The organism is Acidiphilium sp. PM, assembly GCF_000219295.1.
GTDB classification, from domain to species: Bacteria; Pseudomonadota; Alphaproteobacteria; order Acetobacterales; family Acetobacteraceae; genus Acidiphilium; species Acidiphilium multivorum.
In genome coordinates this window covers 1-1335 of record NZ_AFPR01000129.1, presented here as the reverse complement: position 1 = coordinate 1335, position 1335 = coordinate 1, and the positions used below count along the sequence as shown (strand labels likewise).

Here is a 1335-nt window from a genome sequence, read left to right as displayed (position 1 = left end):
GTGCGGGTTTCGAAATCCGAGGCGTCGTGCCGCTCGTGCAGCTGCTCGGCGGGGTCGCCGAAGGTGCGGTTGACCATGCGGCCGCGGCGGACGGCGGGACGCGCCAGGATCTGTTCGGCCCAGCGCACGACGTTGCGGTATTCATGCACCTGCAGGAATTCGGCCGCGTTGTAGAGCCAGCCCAGCACGAGCCCGCCATACCAGGGCCAGACGGCCATGTCGGCGATCGTGTATTCCGTGCCCGCGAGGTACTCCGCCTCGGCGAGCCGGCGGTCGAGCACGTCGAGCTGGCGCTTGGTTTCCATCGCGAAACGGTTGATCGGATATTCGAACTTCTCCGGCGCATAGGCGTAGAAATGGCCGAAGCCGCCGCCGAGATAGGGGGCGCTGCCCATCTGCCAGAACAGCCAGGAGAGGCATTCGGTTCGCGCATCGAGGTCCTTCGGCAGGAATTCGCCGAACTTCTCCGCGAGATAGAGCAGGATGGCGCCGGACTCGAACACCCGGCGGGGCTTGCCGCCGCCATGGTCGACCAGGGCGGGAATCTTGGAGTTCGGGTTGGCGGCGACGAAGCCGCTGCCGAACTGGTCGCCCTCGCCGATGCGGATCAGCCAGGCGTCGTATTCGGCGCCGGCATGGCCGCGGGCGAGCAGCTCCTCGAGCATGACGGTGACCTTCACCCCGTTCGGCGTCGCGAGCGAATAGAGCTGGAGCGGATGCCGGCCGACCGGCAGTTCCTTCTCATGGGTGGGGCCGGCGATCGGGCGGTTGATGCTGGCGAAACGTCCGCCGCTGGGCTGCTCCCACGTCCAGATTTTCGGGGGTGTGTAGGCGGTCTCGCTCGTCATGGTCTGTCTCCACGTTTCAAATTCTGGAATCGTCAGCCCGGCGGGGCTGCGCCGATTGTGCCGGATGGCACGCGCGACGGGAGATGGGGCCAGGAGGCGCGTTTTTCAGGCCCCTGGCGCGGGGTCGATCAGGCGGGCACGGGCACCGCGTGCGGCCGCGCGGCACTGCGCCGGATCGCAGTGGGCGGCGCGTCCTGCGCCGTGCGGAAGCCCGCCGCCTGCGCGGCGAGCTTCGCGGTTTCCTCCTTCAGCGACACGGTGGCGGCCGCGGTCTGCTCGACCATGGCGGCGTTCTGCTGCACGGCCTGGTTCATCTGCCCGGCGGCGGCATTCACCTCGGCAAGGCTGCGCGCCTGGCGGTTGGCGGAGCCGGAAATCTCGGTGATGAGCTGTTCGAGCGCGACCACGTTCTGCGCGATCGTCTCCAGCGCGGCGCCGGTCTCGCCGACCAGGCGAACCCCGTCGCCCACCTGTTTCGAGGACCGGG

The 1335-nt window shown here is 68.7% G+C and carries 1 protein-coding gene and 1 pseudogene; both read right to left on the bottom strand.

What is annotated here, in order from left to right:
- Positions 1–848, bottom strand: an 848-nt coding sequence (yghU, locus tag APM_RS06540; RefSeq protein WP_007422563.1) for a glutathione-dependent disulfide-bond oxidoreductase, incomplete at its 3' end; no start/stop codon positions are given.
- Between the two features lie 128 nt (positions 849–976).
- Positions 977–1335: pseudogene (locus APM_RS06535) on the bottom strand (globin-coupled sensor protein); the annotation flags it as partial.